The 17,963-nt window shown below is 47.8% G+C and carries 16 protein-coding genes and 1 pseudogene; 6 read left to right on the forward strand and 11 right to left on the reverse strand.

Annotation, left to right across the window (positions count from 1 at the left end):
- Window positions 1-126: 126 nt before the first annotated feature.
- Window positions 127-525 carry a hypothetical protein gene (locus tag BBG47_RS04375; RefSeq protein WP_021254262.1) on the reverse strand — a complete coding sequence of 133 codons (399 nt, stop codon included), beginning with the start codon at window positions 523-525 and terminating at the stop codon, window positions 127-129.
- 237 nt (window positions 526-762) lie between these two features.
- Between BBG47_RS04375 and BBG47_RS04380 the strand changes: the two genes are divergently transcribed.
- Complete coding sequence (locus tag BBG47_RS04380) at window positions 763-2,019, forward strand: methyl-accepting chemotaxis protein (protein WP_065290674.1); 1,257 nt, start codon at window positions 763-765, stop codon at window positions 2,017-2,019.
- Window positions 2,020-2,171: 152 nt separating this feature from the next.
- Here BBG47_RS04380 and BBG47_RS04385 read toward each other — a convergent pair whose 3' ends face one another.
- Complete coding sequence (locus BBG47_RS04385) at window positions 2,172-3,359, reverse strand: MFS transporter (RefSeq protein WP_065290675.1); 1,188 nt, start codon at window positions 3,357-3,359, stop codon at window positions 2,172-2,174.
- Between the two features lie 63 nt (window positions 3,360-3,422).
- Window positions 3,423-5,213 carry a M3 family oligoendopeptidase gene (locus BBG47_RS04390; RefSeq protein WP_065290676.1) on the reverse strand — a complete coding sequence of 597 codons (1,791 nt, stop codon included), beginning with the start codon at window positions 5,211-5,213 and terminating at the stop codon, window positions 3,423-3,425.
- A gap of 133 nt (window positions 5,214-5,346) precedes the next feature.
- Between BBG47_RS04390 and BBG47_RS04395 the strand changes: the two genes are divergently transcribed.
- Both BBG47_RS04395 and BBG47_RS04400 read left to right on the forward strand, forming a co-directional pair.
- Window positions 5,347-5,526, forward strand: a complete 180-nt coding sequence (locus tag BBG47_RS04395; RefSeq protein WP_021258599.1) for a YycC family protein — start codon at window positions 5,347-5,349, stop codon at window positions 5,524-5,526.
- The gene (locus BBG47_RS04400) at window positions 5,523-5,753 is read left to right on the forward strand and encodes a hypothetical protein (protein ID WP_065290677.1); all 231 of its coding nucleotides are present in this window, start codon (window positions 5,523-5,525) and stop codon (window positions 5,751-5,753) included. Before BBG47_RS04395 ends, BBG47_RS04400 begins: the two co-directional genes overlap by 4 nt.
- A 91-nt stretch (window positions 5,754-5,844) precedes the next feature.
- Here BBG47_RS04400 and BBG47_RS04405 read toward each other — a convergent pair whose 3' ends face one another.
- On the reverse strand, window positions 5,845-6,549 hold the full coding sequence (locus tag BBG47_RS04405) for a DUF2225 domain-containing protein (protein WP_065290678.1): 705 nt from the start codon (window positions 6,547-6,549) through the stop codon (window positions 5,845-5,847).
- Between the two features lie 101 nt (window positions 6,550-6,650).
- A complete protein-coding gene (locus tag BBG47_RS04410) occupies window positions 6,651-7,040 on the reverse strand; it encodes a globin domain-containing protein (protein ID WP_065290679.1) in 390 nt (129 codons plus the stop codon).
- Window positions 7,041-7,572: 532 nt separating this feature from the next.
- Between BBG47_RS04410 and ylbJ the strand changes: the two genes are divergently transcribed.
- The gene (ylbJ, locus tag BBG47_RS04415) at window positions 7,573-8,862 is read left to right on the forward strand and encodes a sporulation integral membrane protein YlbJ (protein ID WP_065290680.1); all 1,290 of its coding nucleotides are present in this window, start codon (window positions 7,573-7,575) and stop codon (window positions 8,860-8,862) included.
- A 121-nt stretch (window positions 8,863-8,983) separates the two neighbouring features.
- The gene (locus BBG47_RS04420) at window positions 8,984-9,820 is read left to right on the forward strand and encodes an NAD kinase (RefSeq protein ID WP_021254271.1); all 837 of its coding nucleotides are present in this window, start codon (window positions 8,984-8,986) and stop codon (window positions 9,818-9,820) included.
- A 141-nt stretch (window positions 9,821-9,961) separates the two neighbouring features.
- On the opposite strand, the gene BBG47_RS04425 is transcribed toward BBG47_RS04420, so the two are convergent.
- Together BBG47_RS04425 and lipA are read right to left on the reverse strand one after the other, a co-directional pair.
- Window positions 9,962-10,648, reverse strand: a complete 687-nt coding sequence (locus BBG47_RS04425) for a YutD family protein (protein WP_083189078.1) — start codon at window positions 10,646-10,648, stop codon at window positions 9,962-9,964.
- A gap of 186 nt (window positions 10,649-10,834) precedes the next feature.
- Window positions 10,835-11,737 (reverse strand): annotated as a pseudogene (gene lipA, locus BBG47_RS04430) (lipoyl synthase); the annotation flags it as partial.
- A gap of 157 nt (window positions 11,738-11,894) precedes the next feature.
- On the opposite strand from lipA, the gene BBG47_RS04435 reads away from it, so the two are divergent.
- Window positions 11,895-12,992, forward strand: a complete 1,098-nt coding sequence (locus tag BBG47_RS04435; RefSeq protein ID WP_065290681.1) for a M23 family metallopeptidase — start codon at window positions 11,895-11,897, stop codon at window positions 12,990-12,992.
- 202 nt (window positions 12,993-13,194) lie between these two features.
- Here BBG47_RS04435 and yunB read toward each other — a convergent pair whose 3' ends face one another.
- The 4 genes from yunB to BBG47_RS04455 all read right to left on the reverse strand — a co-directional run bounded on the left by yunB (window position 13,195) and on the right by BBG47_RS04455 (window position 17,378).
- Window positions 13,195-14,205 carry a sporulation protein YunB gene (gene yunB, locus BBG47_RS04440; RefSeq protein ID WP_065290682.1) on the reverse strand — a complete coding sequence of 337 codons (1,011 nt, stop codon included), beginning with the start codon at window positions 14,203-14,205 and terminating at the stop codon, window positions 13,195-13,197.
- 236 nt (window positions 14,206-14,441) lie between these two features.
- Window positions 14,442-16,043: an S-layer homology domain-containing protein gene (locus BBG47_RS04445; protein ID WP_083189079.1), complete on the reverse strand. Its 1,602-nt coding sequence runs from the start codon at window positions 16,041-16,043 to the stop codon at window positions 14,442-14,444.
- A gap of 93 nt (window positions 16,044-16,136) precedes the next feature.
- Window positions 16,137-16,442 carry a DMT family transporter gene (locus BBG47_RS04450; RefSeq protein ID WP_260612441.1) on the reverse strand — a complete coding sequence of 102 codons (306 nt, stop codon included), beginning with the start codon at window positions 16,440-16,442 and terminating at the stop codon, window positions 16,137-16,139.
- Window positions 16,443-16,568: 126 nt separating this feature from the next.
- The gene (locus BBG47_RS04455) at window positions 16,569-17,378 is read right to left on the reverse strand and encodes an alpha/beta fold hydrolase (RefSeq protein WP_065290684.1); all 810 of its coding nucleotides are present in this window, start codon (window positions 17,376-17,378) and stop codon (window positions 16,569-16,571) included.
- Window positions 17,379-17,963 lie beyond the last annotated feature (585 nt).

The following is a 17,963-nucleotide window of genomic DNA, read 5'->3' on the forward strand; positions in this document are numbered from 1 at the left end:
AAGCTAGTTACGCAACACCCCATACTTACGAAAAAAAGCAGGACGTCCTACTACAACCAACTGGTGTTAGAAGGGACTCCTGCTTTCTTATTTACAAATAACATTCGACAATTGCGAATGAATACATTAAGATACATTTCTGTAAGTATGTAGATTCTCTTCCTTCTTATCCAAAATATGAACCATATTATGATTCGATTCAAACCATGTGCTGACATGCAGCTCCCCATGCCTAACTGTAAAATCGTACACAATCTCCCCATGCGTCCAATGCTTTTTATGTTTCAGCGCATCAATCGCCGTTTGCAGAAATTGGGCAATCTGCTGCCTCGACAATCCTTGTCGAATCGGCTTTAGTTCACCAGCACAGCTTTCCAACGCATCGTGCTTCACACCGAATTTCCCAATGATATCATTGCGAAGACAAACTACAATTGTTCCACCTGTCAAACCAATCAGCTCTGATTCTAATTTCTCAAAAACTAGGCTTATTTGCCTAGCTAATGGAATCGAGACAGACTTCATCTTATTCATTCCTCCCTATTTTGACAGAAGCTTAGCTTCAATTTTATGGTTCTTTAGTCACAGTATAAGGGATTATTTTCCTTTAATCAACACATTTTTACATCACCTAAAATCGTCTTGACGAATTTCGTCTAATCGTGTTGAATTTACTAACATTTTCATAGACCATCTTCACAGCCGATGCTATAATGATTTCAAATTCTAAATTTTGGCATGACAGGGGAAAGGAGCGGTCCTATGAACTGGTTCTACAAGTTAAACTTCAAACAAAAGCTGCTGTTCGGCTGTTACAGTATCGTCGGCCTATTCGCACTAGCGACAATAGTCCTACTCCTAGCTGATGTATCGCTTACAACCGGGATAATCATTATCGCCATTCTAATCGGTGTTAGCTATCCCATTATTAACTTTCTGGAAAGTTCATTGAGTGCCCCGATCAAAGACATTGCCCAGTCAGCCCTGCAAGTATCGAAGGGTGACTTCTCCCAAACGTTGAACGTGACAACGAATGATTCACTTGGCGAGTTAGGGCATGCTTTTAATTCCATGATCATTAAGCTTCGTGAGATTTTACGCCAAACGACCGATATTACGCGGCACGTATCCGAATCAAGCAGAGAAATGTATCATATGAACCACAATTTAAAGCTCGTTATGGAACAGGTGACAGCTTCATCAAATGAACTTGCGATTGGAGCAGCGGAAATCTCCGAAGATGTCGCATCGATGTCGGATTCCGTCAAGCAAATTGAGCAGAAGGTTGAGTCCTATACATACTCTACGAAGGAAATGAATGAGCGTTCTGCCCTTACAGTCGGTCTCGTTGCTAAGGGAAGAACGGCAGTCGAGACACAAAGCGCAGGCATGCAGCGCAACATCGAGGCAACTGATCAAGTAGCTTCGACAATTGAGGAACTTGCACGGCAGGCAGATGGCATCTCCAAAATTACACGCACCATCTCTGACATTGCTGAGCAGACAAACTTATTGTCTCTAAATGCCTCTATCGAGGCGGCACGTGCTGGCGAGCATGGCCGTGGCTTCGCAGTCGTCGCACAGGAGGTTCGCAAGCTTGCTGAAGAATCTTCCGCTTCGACGAAGGAAGTATTTACTCTGGTGAAAAGCATTGAGTCAGGCATCCGCCAGGCAATTACGAATATTCAAGTCAATGAAGAGGTCGTTCACGCCCAAACGGATTTAATTAAAGAAACAGAGCGCATCTTCCTAGAAATTGTAGATAGCATTCAATTTATTACCGAACAAATTGCCGCCTTCGCGAATGAAAGTGACACAATGCTGGAGGGAGCTGTAACCATTTCAAGCTCCATCGAGAACATCTCAGCAATTACACAGCAATCTGCTGCGGGAACAGAGCAAGTATCTGCTTCTATGAATGAACAAATTACATCCGTGCAAGCGATGGCCGATGCCACGGAGCAAATGCAGCAAAAGGTCATCCAGTTGCAGCGCACGATTCAAGTTTTTAAATTCTAATAATGCATATTCGATAACCAAAACAAACGGGGCAGCCACTAGTAGAATGCTACTAAGGGCTGCCCCGCTGTTATTGGATTACCTATTTACTTATCTCACAGCTATTCAGCACCGTAAATGATAAGTTTTAATCTCCAATTCCATTATGCAAGTTATACAGTTGCTTCTTGTTCAACTGCAAGCGTGCGCTTGCGATCCTTGCGGTTCCACAACATGAAGCCAAATGTTCCAAGAAGGGCAAGGACAAAACCAATGCTGTACATGACATTACCGCCATACGATTCCTGCAGTGCTCCGCCAATAACTCCTCCTGCCAATCCGGACAAGCCAAAGAACACCATACCGAGCAGCGATTGTCCTGTAGCTGCTAATTTCTGCGGGAGAAGCTGCACTACGAATTCGATTGCTAAGGCCCAGAAGCAAGCATACGTAATCGAATGCAGTCCTTGCAGTACGATTAGCATCACCGGCTCCGTCGTTATGGAATACAGCAGCCATCGAAGCGCATATAGCATGCCTACGGCGGAAAGCAATGTCAACATTCGATAACGCTTCATGATTCGTCCCATAATGATGAAGCCAAAAACTTCACTGAATCCTGCAACAGCCCATGCAATCGATACCTGCCCGGAGGTTGCGCCCAAATCGCTCATATGCAGCGATAGTAGCGCATCATTCATCCGGTGGGGCATCCCGATGACGAAAATAAGAGCAAGCAATACAAGCAAGGAAGGAATGGTGAGCGCCTTTTTCAAAATGGTCATGTTCACCGCTTCATCCGGCTCGCCATCATCATATCTCGGTTCCTTCAAAAAGAACATGCCGATAAAAAAGCTGGACCAGACCGGCAAATACATCCAGAACAGTGAATCCACTCCGCCCACCAAATCAAATACCTGTGCTAGCGTTACAGCCGTTATGGTGAAGCCAACTGAACCCCAAAGGCGAACAGCTCCATATGATTGCTGCATAGAATTGGCTATTTTAACTGTTAACGTATCAAGCAATGAAATCGATGGAAGATAGCAAATATACAAAATCAGAATACTTACCGCGACAAGGATACGATCCGTTGTCAAAAAAGCTAATGACGCTGATATTCCCAATACAATCCACAAGCCGATTAGTAGCGGGCGAACCTTTCGGATGCGGTCGCTAATCAGACCTGCGGCAGGCTGTGCAAACATCGCCAGAAAAGGCCCCAACATTAATATAGTGCCTACTTCAAACGGTTCGAAACCCCGCTCCCGCAATAGAAGCGGCAAATAAGAAAGCAGAACGGCATTCGTTGAGTAAAACAAAGCATGGAACAGCTTAAGAAGCCTAGTTGATGTCGCCAAGTTGTTTTTCCTTTCTATTTAAGCCTCATTTAACTTGCACGGTCTATCCGTTGTCACTCTAATTTATTCAGTCATTTGCAGGAACAATTCCACGTCTTGCAATGTCACATCTATCGCCGATTGCCAGAAATCTGGCTTCGTCAAATCTACGCCAAGGTGCTTCTGTGCAAGATCCTCTACCGTCATTACCGCTGTATCTCTCAGCAATGCATCGTACTTCGCTGCGAAGGATTCGCCTTCTTCTAAAGCCCGCGCATACAATCCCGTACTGAACAAGTAACCGAACGTGTATGGGAAGTTGTAGAATGGCGTTCCAGTCAGATAGAAGTGCAGTTTGGACGCCCAGAAATGCGGGTGATACGAATCCAGTGCACCACAGTATGCTTCCTTCTGCGCCTCTTCCATAAGCGAGCACAATTCTTCAGAGGACAATACTCCTTGCTTGCGTTTCTCATAGAAGCGAGTCTCGAACAGGAAGCGCGCATGAATATTCATATAGAACGCAATGGAACGTTGAAGCTTATCTTCCAACAGCGCCAGCTTCTCCTTCTCGTCCTTCGCTTGCTTCACCGCAGAGTCAGATACGATCATCTCGGCAAAAGTGGAAGCCGTCTCTGCAACGTTCATTGCATATGACTGTGCAAATGTAGGCAGATCCTCCATCACATGCGTATGATAGCCATGTCCAAGCTCATGAGCGAGGGTGGACACATTCGACGGTGTACCTGCATACGTCATGAAAATACGTGTCTCATTGCTTGCAGGCATCGAAGTACAGAACCCACCTGGACGCTTGCCAGGGCGGTCTTCCGCTTCGATCCAGCGCTTCTCGAATGCATTCACTGCGAACTTGGCCAAACGCGGGCTGAACTTCTCGAATTGCTCGACAATCGTACGCGCACCCTCATCATAAGAAATCTTGGATTGCGTGCTGCCAAGTGGAGCCTCTACATCACACCATGTGAGTTTTTCTACACCAAGCAGTTTCGCTTTGCGCTCCAAATATTTCACGAACGGCTGCTTGTTGCGGACAATTGTATCCCACATTGTATTTAGCGTCGCCTGCGACATCCGGTTGTAGGCAAGCGGCTCCTTCAACACTTCGTTCCAGCCACGGTTCTCATATAGCTTCAAGCGGAAGCCTGCAATTCGGTTAAGGGCATCAGCACAGTAGTCCGCACGCTCTCCCCATGCTTCTTCCCACTTCGCAAACATGTCCTCTCGTACCGAGCGATCAGCATCGGACAGCTTGTTATCAGCCTGACCTGCAGACAAGTGTACGATCTCTCCATTTTCCTCATGAGTGATGCGGAAATGAGATACAATCGTGTTGTAACTTGCTCCCCAGCCATGATAACCATCCGTTGCCAAATCGCCAACAAGCGCTTCCTTCTCCGGTGACATTTTCTCCCGAGCCCATTCACGGCGTTCGGTCAGATTAAAGGAGATGCCTGCAATTTCAGGCAGTGCAACAAAATCAGACCATACTTGCTCGTCCATGCCGCGCAGGATCTCATCATACAACGTATTCAAGGTTACTAATCGAGCGCCGATGGAGCGTACACGATCGGATAGTTGAATTGCTTTTTTATCCTTCACGTTTTGCGCCGTCAAGCAGCCTATGTAAGAACCAGCTTCCGATAATTTTGCAAGCATCTGCTGCAGCTGCTGTGTCAACCGAGCAAGCTGCTGGGCTTCTTCAACCGATTGAGGGATCGTCATGCTTTTAAGCTCGCTCGTAATCGAAGTGATTTTCTGCTCGCCAGAAGACAGTGAAGCCTGCAGTGCTTCGGATTCTGATCCACCTTCAAAAATGACATCCAAATCCCATGTTTGACTTAACGGTTGTTTCATCGTGCACACACCTTTCATTTGGCTTAATTTGTCCACACCTATTCAACCTTGCAAAGTTTGAGTTTTGCACCTTGACCGTGTATAACTAAACTATATCAAAATTTATAAGAACTCGCATAGGGAGGTTCGTGAGATGAAACCATTGCCAATCTCTGCAGACACTGCTGTCAAACTGTCTAAGGCGCTTAATGTTCCCTTAGAGCAGCTCATGCATATGCCGCAGCACATTCTTATACAGAAGCTCGCGGAGCTTAATAAGGCCGATCAGAGCCCTTCTGGCGCAGAACAATCATCGGAGAACACCAAGGAATGATACCATTTGAAAATACACTGCCGTATGATCAGCTAATGGGCGACCTGTATATATCAACCTGCCCGTTTTGTAAGAAAGACAATGTCCTTCTTCCCATTAAGCCAAATGAGCTTCCTGATATCCATGACGGCAAGAAACGGCTCCTTGTATTCCCTTGTTGTCGCAACCGCCTCGTCATCGTCGACGCGGATAACGATTATTTGCTCGCAGACCGCGCGATTCGATAGAATGCATGGATCAGTGAGGATTGATTTTCACTGGTCAAGACAAAGACGTGTACCCCACTTCTGCCGGATACACGTCTTCTTGTCTCCTCATTCAATCGGCCATACTTGATGTAGCGTTTTCAGTTGCTTCTCTCATTTCCTCACGAATTAATGTCCACTGCTCTCTAGCAGCTCGGATCATTGCCGCATCCATGATCCTTTTATCATGAACAATTTTACTGAAGCATTTCACAGCCTCATTGAATTCGCCTAATCTGCGATACAGCTCCCCGATAATAAAAATGAGCCGCGCATCGTTCTGATCGCGCCACTCCTGCTCCAGCACGGCAACATAGGCGTCAAGTGCATATTGCATATATCGACGCTCTTCTACCACATCATTGCGATATCGATACAACCATGCGATATGGTGAAGAAGACCAGCAACCACACGATGGCTCTCGCCAATAGTCTGAGCTGTTAACAGAGCCAGCTGGTACGTTGCAAGCGCATCCTCCCAAGTCCGCTCGCCACCGTAATCACGGTTCTTCCACTGGTTCGCGATGCGTGCTTCGAACTTCCTACGCTGCGGCTCGTACCAATGTTTTAAGGAATTTTCTGTGGATGCACATCCACATGAAGGACATACCCGAACTACGTAATAGTCCGGATTCACCTTGCCCTCGTCATAATGCGTACAAAAATCACTGTCAATGCGTGAGGGCTTCTTGAAGCGAGGCCGTACACGCGAAGTAACAAATACCTGTTCACAGTACGGACAGCCTACCTTCACCGTAAAAAGCGGTTCAACCTCCATAAATCGTTCCTCTTTTCTGCTGATCGATTATGTGAGTCGCACGAAGTCCATGAAAACGAATCTATTATGGAATACATGAGCCGTTCTATTTGAACAAGGAATTAAGCCTCATCATTCGTATTAATAAAGTGATACGCTGGGCCCGATAAGCGATCGATAACCATCGTTGCCAGCCCTGGCTCCATTCCAATCTCATGAAGCGCTTCCCGCATGCAGCCTAACCATGCATCTGCACGATCACGCGTTATCGGAAATGGTAGATGACGTGCACGCATCATTGGATGTCCGAACTGATCAGAGTAGAGAGATGGTCCTCCGAAAAACTGCGTCAAGAACATGAATTGTCGTTCCATTACCGGCATAATATCCTCTGGGAATAGTGGCGCAAGCAAAGGATGAGCCTGGACTCGTGGATAGAAAGCCTCCACCATCTTCCGAACCGTCGCCTCTCCGCCGATCGCCTCATATATTGTTTGACTGTACCGTTCCATAATCGCTCCTATCTATTCTCCATCATGCGACTGCCATCAACAGCCAGCATTTCGTCAATAAAGTAGTCCTTGTTCAACACTTTATTACAAACGAGCAGAAGTTTCAATCAAATGAATGGTGAACGCGCAAATAAGCACAAAAAAACGCTGAGCATCTGTTCAGCGTCTGGCCGTAGTTGTAGTCTCTTCTTACCTTTATTTACCAATCTTCTTCTGGTGATCCCATTAACGATTCCCGAATGACATAAACAAAAGCGCAAACAAGGATGCCTGCAATAATGCTCACACCAATCACCCCTAACGATCGGATACGCATTTCATCTTTCTTGTATTTTTAGTGTACCATAATGCTTCCCGAAATGACACGGATAAATGCAAGCGTTTCCTTTACGTTTTGATTACAGAATAAAGACAGAATTGTATCATCACAGCGCTGTTCTGAAGGTGAACAGCATGATTGTTGTCCCTTTATCATATGTTGTATTGCAGTGGTCGTCCCATTGACTGAAGAAGTAGAGGGAGTGAATATACAATGAGCCGCTCTCGGACAAGCTCCTCCATCCAGATTGTACTCATCGCAGCAACGATTGGTCTCTTCATTTTATTAATGATCATATATCCTGACACCGTATTATCCGCTTCGACACGGGGGTTGGCCATCTGGTGGGACGTTCTGTTCCCATCCTTGCTCCCGTTCTTTATTATATCCGAAGCTCTGCTTGGTTTCGGAATTGTACACTTCATTGGCACCTTGCTTGATCCAATCATGCGCCCGATGTTCCGCATCCCTGGAATCGGCGGGTTTGTGGTCGCTATGGGGTATGCTTCCGGTTACCCTGTTGGAGCCAAGCTCACCACTCAGCTGCGAATGCAGAGGCTCATTTCCCGTGAAGAAGGGGAGCGCCTCGTCGCCTTCACCACGTCATCCGATCCCATATTTCTAATAGGTGCTGTATCCATCGGATTTTTCGGAGACGCCAGCCTAGCTCTTACGATTGCACTTGCTCATTACGGAGCGGCATTTGTCGTCGGGCTATTGATGCGATTCCATGCTCCGCATGCTCCTATGACACCCATAGCAGCAGCTGTCGAGCCGATCTCCTCCCATGGACAGACGAAGCGTGTCAGGCAGACTCCCCTCGTTGTCCGCGCCTTCTGGGCCATGCATGAGGCAAGGCAGAAGGATGGCCGCTCCCTCGGCACCTTATTGCAGGAGGCTGTTGCCTCCTCTTTAAAGCTTATGATCGTTGTAGGAGGGCTGGTTGTCTTTTTCTCCGTTGCGATGGACTTGCTGTCCGCAATTGGGGTTATGCGTGTATGGGAGGCTGTGCTGCAAGGGCTGCTTCAGACTGTTCAATTCCCCGCCTCCCTCTCTTCCGCCTTTTCCGGTGGAATATTTGAGGTCACTCTTGGCGCTAAGGGCGCTGGAGCCGCGGACTCAGCTGGCACTCATGCACAAGTGGTAGCCGCAGCTTGGATTTTGTCATGGGGCGGATTGTCCGTCCATGCCCAAATCGTTAGTATTATGAATCAGTGCGATTTACGATATATTCCTTTCTTTGTTTCCAGACTCATTCACAGCTTCCTTGCCGCATTCGCCGCTTTTATCCTGTATCCGCTGCTCCATACAAGAACGGTACAATCCTTGCTCCCTACGTGGCTGTCTGACTTAGACAACAGCATAATCCCAACGAAAGTATGGAATACAGCATGGTCAGCCACACATACTGGTCTTCTAGCAGCCTTCGCCATTCTCATTATATTGAGCATCGGATCAGCGGCTGTTGGATTGCTGCGATACTTCCATCGAATGGGCAGATAAGGGAACGGTAATCTGCTTCAGATGAAATGGCGATTGTATTCCAGATGTGGAACGTATAATATGGAATTGGATATACTTCGTTATAAATCTTAATGAAAAGCAGTGCAAAGGAGCCAACGCCTTGAAGTACGCAGTAATGAACCGGGGAGACGACGTATCTGCCGCATTAGCTGACACGTTCCACCAACTGGCCAACGATCGGGGCCTAGTACGTGATGATGACGAACCGAATATTGTATTATCCATAGGCGGAGACGGCACGATGCTTCAAGCGTTCCATCGATACATCGATCAGCTTGATCAACTTGCATTTGTTGGCATCCATACCGGCCACCTCGGGTTTTACGCGGATTGGAAGCCAGATGAAATTGAGATGCTCGTTCAGTTGATTGCAGATAATCGAACTCAAGATCAAATATCACCGCGCATCGTCAAGTATCCGCTAATTGAGCTGCAAGTCGCTACTCATGACAACGGCTCCAACAAGACATACATCGCATTGAATGAGTTTACGCTTAAAGGGGTAGAAAATACGCTCGTCGCTCAAATTGATATTAATGACGAACTGTTCGAAATGTTCCGTGGAGATGGGGTGTGCGTATCTACTCCGTCTGGAAGTACAGCTTACAATAAGAGTCTCGGCGGGGCTATGGTTCACCCCTCGATCCCATCGATTCAACTTGCTGAGATTTCATCCATCAACAACCGTGTGTATCGTACGCTTGGATCGTCGCTTATTTTGCCGAAGCATCATCATTGCGACATCCATTCTCAGAAGAAGCAGAAATTGCTCCTGACGGTTGATCATATCAACATTCCGTTGGAGCAGCTGTGCTCCATACGCTGTAGAGTCGCCGATCAGAAGGTAACATTTATTCGCTATCGTCCATTCCCGTTCTGGAATCGGGTGCGTGAAGCCTTCCTCGGATATGACGAGCACGGCTGTTATAACGTATAAGTTCAACTTCACAATGCCCGCTGTTCACTGGACGGCGGGCATTGCTATGTCCTATTCATGCAAACGGCACCGCTTCTCGTCTTGAACAGATGAGAAGCGGTGCCGGTAAGTCCATCTACTATGGTATTATACTGTGTCTGCTTAGGAACGCACTTCTTTAGGTGCGCGTTCTACCCGCTCTGCCCGTTCCTTCGATTCCGCAGCAGGTCGTGGCTGCGCACCTGCCTGATTCGGTGTACCGCCTTTGCCATGATTCTGCTTATTGCGATTGCGCGAATGACGAGGCTTACGCTCAGACGAGGATGGCTTCGCAGCTGGTTCCGCTACTTCATCCTGATTATTTTGCTTCGGCTGGAGTACGATCCCCTGCTTCGGTTGCTGCGGCGGCAAATCCGCAGTAGGCGCTTCCAATGCTGCTGCACCTTCTTGTTCTGCTTCATCTCCCTGATCTCCAGCAGTCCTTACACGGACATCCTTGTTGCCTACCCTCTCCAATATGAAATAGGCGCATCCGAAATTGCAATATTCATTAATGTAATCCATCATTCCGGACAAGGCGCTATCCTTAGTGGATTTCGCATGAGTGTCACGGAAGAAGCCTTTGAGGCGAAGCTGATTGTATCCCCAATCCCCTAGAATGTAATCATACCGTTCTAGTACTTCGCTATAGCGACCCTTGAATGCTTCCGGATTCCATGCGTTCTTGTACTCATGAATGACTTCGTACGATCTGCCTCCAATTTGAATCACGTCCGTGATTCCCCCTTCCCCTGCCGCAGCAGGCTCAAGCACGAACGGAGGAGCGCGCTTTATCGAGGTTGTTCCCATAACATAGAGGCCTGCATGCTCCCTCTCCTCCCGATTGCCGCCGCTGCTCCTTACAAGTCGCTAGCAACTTGTAAGGAGACTGGGACATCGAGTAGATGATGCATTCTTCCCGCTGCTGAACATCGGCTTCTCGAACGGTCACTCTTTAGGCGAACTCCGTCTCATCGCCAGCGGCTAACAACACGATTACGCTTGTGTAGCCATGGACTTATGAGCGGACTGGACTTGTTCATGCGCATGGTAGGAACTGCGGACAAGTGGTCCCGATTCCACATGGCTGAACCCACGCTTCAATCCTTCGTTCTTCAGCTCTGCAAATTGTTCTGGAGTGTAATATTTCTCAACGAACAAGTGTTTCTTCGTCGGCTGTAAATACTGTCCAATTGTCATAATGTTGCAATCAACGGCGCGAAGATCGTCCATTGTCTGCAAGATTTCATCCCATTCTTCCCCTACGCCAAGCATTATGCTGGATTTCGTAGGAATGTTCGGCTGCATTTCCTTAGCACGCTTCAACAATTCAAGTGTGCGTTCATACTTCGCCTTCGCACGTACACGGTCGGACAACCGTTCTACCGTCTCGACGTTATGATTGAGAATGTCTGGCTTTGCGTCCATAACCAACTTAAGTGCATCCCAATTACCCATAAAGTCCGGGATAAGCACTTCCACACTGCAGAGTGGCAACCGGCGACGTAGCGCCCGGATCGTCTCTGCAAAGATCGATGCTCCTCCATCATTCAAATCGTCTCTGGCTACGGATGTAACGACACAATGGCGCAAGCCCATGCGCTCTGCAGCTTCTGCTACGCGTTCTGGCTCCTGCAAGTCCAATTCCGTCGGCATGCCGGTATTGACCGCACAGAAGCGGCAAGCACGAGTGCAGATGTCTCCCAAAATCATAAACGTCGCCGTACGATTTGCCCAACATTCATAAATGTTCGGACAACGTGCTTCCTCGCATACGGTGTGCAACGTTTTGGAGCGCATCATATCTTTAATCTCGGAATAGTTCTCTCCGGTAGTCAGCTTGATGCGTATCCAATCTGGTTTCTGCTTCTGCTCTCTCGTTTTCATGGAGTCTACCTTCCTTCTTGTTCGCTTAACCTTGACCTAATTCTGTATTATACCATGAACCCTTCAAAATCTATACCTACGTGTCCATTGCTTGGATAAAAAGGCCATTTACGCACATTCTAACATTAAATCAACCTTTTCAGGTATGGAATAAGGAGGAAATGAAGACATGAGACAAGCTCCATCTTATCTATGTGCAGGACTTGCCTTATGGCTGGGGCTGATGACACCACATTCGGCGGTGTCGGTTCATGCCGCTCCGTCTGGTTCACAGCAGCAGAAGATTCAGTCTAGCCAGCAGTCTGGAGCTGCCAAAGATTCTGGTCAGGCACCATCCCCGGCAGGGGATGTATGGAAAGAGCGTCGAAATTTATATGAGCAAATGTCGATACTGACCGGAATCCCTTGGTACCGATTAGCTGCCATCGACCAGTACGAGCGGGCGTTGACCAAAGCCAACCCAAAACAGCGTAAACATCCAGATCGACTAACAGGCGTATATGTGGATCCCCATAAATGGGCTGGCATGCTAAACCCGGATATCAATGATGACAACCCGAAGTCGATATCTATCTTTAGAGGTATTGGACGCGACGGTTCCGGGGACAATCGTGCGGACGCCTCGAATGATGTGGACTTGCTCTACAGCGTCGCTTCGATCATTGGAGCCTATGGGCCTAATGTCGAAGATTTCGGCAATGGACTGTGGCATTATTATTCCAATCCACGTGCTGTTCAGCGTGTCCAGCAGTATGCGCGGATTTTCGAGCATTTCGATAAAGTAGATCTGTTCGAGTATACTTTCCCATTGCCTCTTGGAAGCTCCTATTCATATCGAAGTACTTTTGGAATGGGACGGCATTACGGGGGATATCGTATTCATGAAGGCACCGATATCTTTGCCGGATATGGGGTTCCTGTGCGCAGCACCTGCTATGGCATCGTTGAGGTGAAAGGCTGGAACCGTTACGGCGGCTGGCGGATCGGCATACGTGATCTGAATAACATTTATCATTATTACGCCCACCTTTCTGGTTATGAAAAACATATTAAGGTTGGCGATATCGTCACCCCAGGTCAGACAGTAGGATGGGTTGGCAGTTCTGGATATGGCAAGCCTGGCACATCAGGCAAGTTCCCTCCGCATCTCCATTATGGCGTATATCGCGATCGCGGCTTAGTCGAGTACGCATTCGATCCGTACCCGCTTCTGTATCAGTGGGAACAATCCGATAAACGCAAGCGGCTGAATTCCAAGCGGCGCTAACGATTGGGTTCTAAATAAGGCAAAAAGGGCACATCTTTCGGCCGTACCGATGAATGTGCCCCTTCTTCATATACGAATCCCATACACATTCCATTACACATCTGATACAGATGCATGCGCCCTTTATCATACAGAATTGATTTTTTATCGCTTACAGCCTCATCATACTTTTCATTTCATATCTTTGTGCGCCATAATCCGATCACGATCCAGTATTGCCGTTACCGCCATGCTGCTGCACATCACCAGTCTCGGCCGGAGCTGTCGGATCAGCATGCGTTTCCGTCTGTGCTGGAACTGTTATCCCTTCCTGCTTGCTGCCGGAAGTAATACTCCCACTTCCTCCGCTGCTTGGAACCGACTGCATAGGCAGCGACAAGGCAGGGGCTTTTTCCCGATTCGCTCCCACTGGCTGGCCCTTGCCATCATAATAGTACATTGGAACATCCCCTACGACGAGCAAATAGGAGATTGGAATTTGAGTTTCAACCACTTCAGGCTCCAGATCGAATGGAATGACAATCGCGACCTCTTCCGTCACCTTGATATACACCTCAACCAGTACCATATTGATGCCAACGTCCATAGGGCGAGTATTCAACTCCACCTTAACCGCACCCTGCGGCTCCATCTTAACCGGTATCCGTGGGCCGAAGGAAGCGATCAGTGGACTGCCCAGCGCTTGACCAAGCGGAATCTTGTCACTGATTTCATGAATATTCTTGAGCGAGGACTCTACAATATCTACCGTTTCGGAGGTAATCCGCATATGCTCGTTGTAATTCAAGACGAAGCTTGTCACTTTACCGCGTGAATCGGTTTTCCATTCAATCAGCTTATCGAGTTCTCGTCCACGCATCACCTGATCGGTAATCGCTCGGTTAATGGCCTGCGTCGCAATTTGCTTTACACGAATTTTAGCCAAATGCATGAGCGGCCCCTTCACATTTCTATCCACGTAGACAAACAATTGCACTGTCAATAGGGTGAAAATAACGAGCGCAATGAAGAAGGCTCTGCGTTTTCGCTTCGGCTTCGCTTGTCTGCTGCTCCAGCCTGTTGATACATTTTTGGCTTCTGATTGACTTGCAACTGGCATCCTCGGCCGTGGACGCCACCCTGACGCTCTCCAGCCTGGACGGCGTTTGCTCCAAGATATTTTCGGCCATCTCCATCGCCGCGCACGGAACCCGCTCGAACGCCACCTGTTCACATCCGATTCCCCCTTCCGGTCGGTGCAACGAGCAGCCTGTACGTTCTCAGTGTATGCTTGCCCGAGGGAAAAAAGAAGAAATCAACCGTGTAATGTATTGCAGTACAAAAAAACGAGCAACCAGATTAATTCGGATTGCTCGTTCGATATGAATGATAAAAATAGTCTCCTGAATTCCGATTTGCTCCATTACTTTTTCATTCACCATTCAATTTATTACGTACATGTAACCTGTATCAAAATGTTAACGAAGAATATCTCCACTGATTATCTAGTGCCTTCCATACATCGTTCGTCTCAGCACCTACATACCAATAGGCAAATCCCGCTACATTGCGCTTGCTCGCCATTGCATACTTCGAACTCAGGGAGCGGCTTTCTTCTGCCCACACTTGATGTCTTATTCCTCGATCCATGAAGTCAGCGATATACTGTGATGTTCGGTCATCCCATTTGACCTTGCGGGAACGAAGCAGCTCACCCTGCTCGTTCAATGTCATTTCACGGGAAGAAACACCTTTTTCTTTGATCGCCCAATCTCTCGTATAGAAGGGAAGTGCTGCGATGACTTTGTTAGCCGGTACCGACTCCACAAGTTTATCCAGCGCGCGCTGCACCCATGGCAGCGATGACACGGATCCCGCATTCGGCGCACCGTCCCAGTGCTCATCGTAACTCATCAGCACCATATAATCCGCAGACTTGCCAAGTGCTGCATAGTCAAACGCCTCCGTCCAATCTGTCCCCAAGTCAGGAGACACATCAATAGATAGGACTGCCTTCTGTTGATGCAGCTTAGCCGCCAGTTCCGACACGAACACGGTTAAGGCCTGTCTATCATCTGGTCGCACATTTTCAAAATCAAGATTTAAACCATCTAACCCATATGTCTTCACAAAGCCCGACAGCTTCGCAATGACCGCATTCTTCTTCGTCGGATCCGTAAGCACCTGATGCGTTAAATTCGCATTGAAGCGATTGCCGACAAGCGCCCACACCTGCTTGCCATGCTGCTTCGCCCACGTTAGGAGCGCCTTATCAGTTTGATCTGTAACCGTCTGCTTCTCATCAAGGAAATACCATCTTGGCGATAATGTATTAACGGTTGATCCCGAAACCTTCTCTATATACTGCTGCGTCGTAAGCTCATGCATCCATCCCATCTCGATGCGCTTCGGCGGGGTCTTCGTCAGAGCCTTCGACCAATCAGGACGTTGAAGCGCCCGATTCAATACGACGGCCGTCTCCTGCCGGGTCAGCGGATCATTTGGACGGAACCCTTCATCGTCACCGGTCATAAGGTTCAGCTTTTGCATGATGCTTACATACGGTACTGCCCATTTCGCAATACGCGATGAATCTGGATAAGACAATACTCCAGAGCCGGATATCGCTGATTGCTTGAAGGCACGTACAATCATTGCAGCCGCTTCCTGGCGAGTTACAGGCTGCTGCGGCTGGAAGCTTCTCTCCCCTGTTCCCTGTACCAAATGCAGCAATGACCCAGCTTGAACCGCACCATAGTACCAAGCGCTGCGCGGCACGTCATCATAGGCAGAAATGTCACTTGCCACGGGGTGCAAATTAAACATTCGATTGATCATGCTGATTAACTCCGCTCGGGTCACAGATTTCTCCGGTTCATAGCGTCGATTACCAGACCCGTTCACAATGCCTTTCTTATATAAGGTGACAATATCCTGCTGTCCGTATATGCCAGCAATATCATCGAATGGCAAACCTGAACTTGCACTCTTTGATTCTCCCCATGCCAAACTTCCGGTTATAAACATCGCGGCCACAGCCGTTAACAATACAATTTTGCGTCGAAAGGTCACTTCGATATCCTCACTTTACTAGAGATGATAGATTGCGCTATCTTCCATCCTAGCAAAAAAAGACTCTTTAATAGCCACTAAAATAATGGAAAATTACATATTTGTATGTTTATAGGACGCGAAACTCCCAATAAGCAACGAAACCAATATGATAAATAAAGCTAGCCACGTATTCATATCAAACTGATCCCCCAACAAAATTGTACCGAGAACAACACCTATCACGGGAACAAAATAATTAGTTAATGAGGCAAAAGCAGCTCCGGATTGTTTAATGAGTTGGTTAAAAATCATATAGACGATTCCCGCATGAAATATTCCGAGAATAAGAAGGGACAGGATTTGAGAGAGAGTTAGCTCCATGCTTAACGGACTTTCCATTAAAAAGCTTGCTGGAATGAGAACAAGACATTATATACCCCCTCTGCAATTGACATTCGGTAAGCCGGATCACTTACTGTGTGCGGATGCACCGCCCTTGATTGTGGAGTTTGGAAAGGACGTATTGTCTCACGATTTCACGCTTTATTGACCGCGAACTTCGCCAAAGAAGGAAATGACAGCTTCATTGAATGCCGCAGCCGAATCCGCATTGGAAATATGTGCGGCACCCTGAATCTCGACATAACGCGCATTCGGAACGCGATCCGACATGCGGCGGGAAATAACTGGCGGTGACATGCGATCCTGCTCGCCTGCAATGAACAGGACGGGCATGGTAAGGGAGTCCATACGCATGATTGCATCGAAGCCGACAATTCCCTCCGCCACATAAGCGAGCGATTGTCCGTCGGCTGTCGCTGCTAGCCCATGCCATACCTGATAGGTTCTCATCCCTTCCGCACTGGCACGGAATGCTTCGTTGACATTCATAGGCCAGATGCCTTCAAACCGCTTGACTGGACCGTCCTCACCTCGGAACATTCTAGCCCATCCTTCAGCCATGTTTCGGAACTCCTCTGTTGCCGTCGTATCGAAGCTGTTAGCGACGATTAGTTTACCGACGCGCCGAGGCTGTGTGAGCGCAATCTCGAGCGCCACCATCCCGCCCAGTGACAGGCCGATGATATCGGTAGCTTCGATCGAAAGATAGTCGAGTAGCGCAAGCACATCTATGGCAATATCAGATACGCCCAATGGCCGGTCGAGCCTTGCCGAAGCACCATGCCCGGCGTGGTCAGGCACAATCACCCGATATCCCGCTTTGACCAACGGCGCAATCTGTGGCGCCCAGGCGCGACCGGAGTTGCTGATGCCATGCAATAGGATGACAGGACGGCCGATCCCAAATTCAATGTAATAATTCCGACGGTTACCGTTAATGTAGTAAGCCATGATTTCATCTTACCTCCTTGTATCAATCACAATAATGCTCCTTGCCACTTCATTGTAATGGCGAGTTCTAAGTGCTACAATTCATAAAAAGTAAAACTGTATCGGTACAGATTTGAACGAAATGCGGGCATTAATCGTAATTCAGTGAGCACTTTCGAGTGATAACTGTCTTATCTGACTATTGCTTTTTCAATACAAAAAAAGATCCCCCAATCCGTTTTCACGGCTTGATGGAACCCTCATCTGTTGTCTTATTTCGAAAGGCTTCTACCCGATTTCCGAGATAATAATTAGTGTCCAAATAGCAAGGTTAAATGACTGGGTAAAAGCTGAGATCAGGTTCTCTAAAGTCAGGGTAAAGGCTTTAGAAAAGCCAAAGCCCACATCACCAAACCCTTGTACAGTCTGGGATTCTGCTTGAGTTTTAATTCGGGATTCATCAGGGAAATCCCTGCTTCTGATCGCCGCGGAGGATGAAAAAAGACTGGAGAAACGCTTGGGGAAAGGCCCGTGCATTTTCCAGTCTTCAGTCTTGTATGGACACTATTTTTTATCCCTGGACACTTATTTAGGGTCGTGGACAGG

It is taken from the genome of Paenibacillus sp. KS1 (genome assembly GCF_001680695.1).
Classification (GTDB): Bacteria; Bacillota; Bacilli; order Paenibacillales; family Paenibacillaceae; genus Paenibacillus_B; species Paenibacillus_B suaedae.